This is a genomic window from Proteus sp. G4415, assembly GCF_963896075.1.
Lineage (GTDB): Bacteria > Pseudomonadota > Gammaproteobacteria > Enterobacterales > Enterobacteriaceae > Proteus > Proteus mirabilis.
This window is the reverse complement of the sequence record NZ_CAWQOK010000141.1, coordinates 1-3,523: the sequence shown is the minus strand read 5'-3', so window position 1 is coordinate 3,523 and position 3,523 is coordinate 1. Positions and strand designations below refer to the sequence as shown.

Annotated in this window: 3 protein-coding genes; all 3 read left to right on the top strand. The window is 36.5% G+C overall.

What is annotated here, in order from left to right:
• Positions 1-311: 311 nt before the first annotated feature.
• On the top strand, positions 312-1,148 hold the full coding sequence (gene budA, locus AACU95_RS15195) for an acetolactate decarboxylase (RefSeq protein WP_036894824.1): 837 nt from the start codon (positions 312-314) through the stop codon (positions 1,146-1,148).
• Positions 1,149-1,212: 64 nt separating this feature from the next.
• The gene (gene alsS, locus AACU95_RS15190) at positions 1,213-2,892 is read left to right on the top strand and encodes an acetolactate synthase AlsS (protein WP_012367840.1); all 1,680 of its coding nucleotides are present in this window, start codon (positions 1,213-1,215) and stop codon (positions 2,890-2,892) included.
• Positions 2,893-3,060: 168 nt separating this feature from the next.
• A partial coding sequence (locus AACU95_RS15185; RefSeq protein WP_161737103.1) for a DedA family protein occupies positions 3,061-3,523 on the top strand: 463 nt, incomplete at its 3' end.

Genomic DNA, 3,523 nt, shown 5'->3' with positions numbered 1-3,523 from the left:
TTTAAATTCTTCTTTAATTTCCTTGTGATTACTCATAATCGCTCAAAATAATTACATTAATTTATAGTTTCCAATAGAAACAAACAAAGCAACCTCATCAATAACATTGATATTTTTTTAATTTTTTTTTAATAAAGTTACACGTAAAATTAACTTTATAAAAAACAATAAAATAGCTTTAATCTCACTCTCTATGATTATCACATCTTTTTTGATATCAATTAAAACATTTGAAAATCTTACCTATAGGGCTAATAATGAAATTGATAGTTGATGAATGTCTATCTAAATAAATAAGGATCTGCTTCATTATGAAAACTAGCTTTAACCATATCGAGCGAGATAATAGTGATATCACCCATAACCATAAAAATACTCATAGTTCCTGCAACTGCACCCAAGAAATAATAACTTCTTTAAATCATTATATTAATAAACATCCAGAATGTACTATCTACCAAAATTCTTTAATGAGTAGTCTTATTGCTGGTGTTTATGATAGTGATGTTACTATTGCTGATTTATTAAAGCATGGTGATTTTGGTTTAGGTACTTTTAATCATCTTGATGGCGAATTGGTCGCCTTTGATAGTAACGTTTTTCAATTACGTTCAGATGGCAGTGCGCGAGAAGCCCGTCCAGATCAAGGCTCGCCTTTTGCTGTAATGACATTCTTTAAACCTGATATTACACATCAGTTTTCAGATCCTGTCTCTCAACAACAGGTTCACAATATTATTAACCAATATGTCCCTTCCGATAATCTATTTTGTGCCATCAAAATTGAAGGCGAATTTGAATTAGTTAAAACACGTACAGTGCCACGTCAAGAGCCTCCTTATGTGCCCATGCTAGAAGCCATTGAAAATCAGCCTATTTTTACCTTTCACGATGAAATGGGTATTATTGCCGGCTTTCGTTCCCCACAATTTACTCAAGGCCTTAATGTTGCTGGATTTCATGAGCATTATATTAATCACCAACGTGAAGGTGGTGGCCATGTACTTGATTATCAATTAAAAAAAGGCACCCTACAAATCGGTGTTATCTCTCGTTTTACTATTGACTTACCTCATCAATCAACATTCTTAGAAGCTAATTTAATGCCCGATGACCTTCATCAGGCAATAGAACAAGCCGAAAACTGAAAGTAATCATTCCTAAAGGTCATTCTGTTTTTATTCATTCACTTGCAAACTTAAAGAAGGTTTTATGAACTCTCATCATTGGAATTGCGGTGCTGACTTGGTGGTTAAGCAATTAGAACAACATGGTGTTAAACAAGTTTTTGGGATCCCCGGAGCCAAAATTGACCGTGTTTTTGATTCTTTGGTTGATTCAACAATTAAAACTATTGTTGTGCGTCACGAAGCCAATGCGGCTTTTATGGCGGGTGCGGTAGGACGTTTAACCGGTAAAGCGGGTGTGGCGATAGCCACTTCTGGTCCCGGTTGTTCTAATCTAGCAACGGGCATTGCGACAGCTACATCAGAAGGTGATCCTCTAGTTGCCTTAGGAGGCTCAGTTAAATCTACGGATAGACTTAAACTGGTTCATCAAAGTATGGACACAGTAACAATGTTTAACCCAATCACTAAGTTTTGTGCTGAAGTTGATTCTTCACAATCAATTTCAGAGACGTTAGCCAATGCTTTTCGTCATGCGGAGTCAGGTCGTCCCGGCTCGGCTTTTTTAACCTTTCCAATGGATATACTCAATAATGAGGTAGATAGCCCGTTATTAACACCTAAATCCAAACCTAATTTAGGTGCCGCGAGTGATAGTGCAATTCAAGAAGCGATCAGCTTATTATTACAAGCGAAAAACCCTGTGATATTAATAGGGCTTCAAGCCAGCGATCCGGAAAATGCTCTTGCCTTACAAAATTTCCTTGATATTTTTCCTGTTCCTATTGTAGGTACTTATCAATCTGCCGGGGCTATTGCTCATCGCCATTTTCCACTCTTTGCCGGACGAATTGGCTTATTTAATAATCAGCCAGGGGATGAATTACTGGCACACGCTGATTTAGTTATCACTTTAGGTTATAGCCCGATTGAGTATGAGCCTTCCTTATGGAACAGTCATAATGCCAATATTATCCATATTGATGAGATCCAAGCTGAAATCGATTTAGCTTACTGCCCTGCCTTAGAATTAACAGGCAATATTAAATTAACACTGGATAAGTTAACGCAACAATTAACTCACCAGCCTAATTCAAAATTACAATTGTCTAATCAGAGCCAAGGAATACTAGAGAAAATACGTCAGCAAAGGGAAATTTTGCAACAAAATAGTTATTTTAGACAAGGCACACCTATTCATCCTTTAACTATCATACATGAAATGCAAGATATCATTGATAACGATGTCACTCTTTGTATTGATATGGGGAGTTTTCATATTTGGCTTGCACGTTACCTTTATAGTTTTAGAGCGAGACAAATGCTAATTTCTAATGGCCAACAAACCATGGGAGTTGCATTACCTTGGGGAATAGGCGCTTCTTTTGTACGTCCTTGCGATAAAATTATCTCTGTTTCTGGTGATGGGGGATTTATGCAATCTTCAATGGAGCTAGAAACCGCAGTTCGTCTTAATACCAATATATTGCATATTATCTGGGTTGATAATGCTTATAATATGGTGGAGATGCAAGAAGAGGTAAAATATGGCCGTCCTTCTGGCGTAAAATTTGGTCCTATTGATTTTAAACGCTATGCAGAATCTTTTGGTGCTAAAGGATTTTCTGTTGAGTGCGCATCTCAACTTCGTGAAACCTTACGTAAAGCGATAGCTGTTGATGGTCCTGCTGTGTTAGCCATTCCTGTTGATTATCGTGATAACGATAAATTAATGAAGCACATTAATTATAATTTAATTATTTAGTAATAAGCCCCTCCAGTTAACGGATTAGTCATTAGAATGGAGGGGCATTTTATTTACAAGCTCTTGACTTACTTTTTCTGACCATTAAATTTTGCTAGGCTAACGGACAGTCTGGTATAAAGATGCACTCTATACTAAAGGGGCAAAATATTATCAAAGGAGAATAAAATGGAGATACTCCATTCAATGCTTGACACATTAAGTCATGTTTCTCCTATCGCTTTATTTTTTACTATTACCCTGCTCACTGCGGGAAAATCTACTATTGGTATTTCATCCTTTTTACCTCCCGCATCGTTAATGCTGATCTTAATATTTGGGGTTTGCTTGCCCTTCCATTCGCCTATTTTACTTTGGTTAGCAACTAGTTTAGGTGCCTTATTAGGATCTATAGTGAGTTATCAGTTAGGGCGTTCCATTTATTATTTCCCTCGCTTAAATAAATGGGTTACCCGCTATCAAACAAAGATCTTACGTATACAACAACTGTTAAAAAATAAAGCATTCTTTATTCTTTTTATTTCACGCTTTTTAGCTGTGTTTCGCTACCTTACGCCTTTTAGCGCAGGTTTATTAAAACTCCCCATTTATGGTATTTATCTAACAAGTACTGTTTCAGCCTTAGTGTGGT

Coding starts and splice junctions, on each gene's coding strand:
- budA (WP_036894824.1), top strand. CDS start 312: ATGAAAACTAGCTTTAACCATATCGAGCGAGATAATAGTGATATCACC.
- alsS (WP_012367840.1), top strand. CDS start 1,213: ATGAACTCTCATCATTGGAATTGCGGTGCTGACTTGGTGGTTAAGCAA.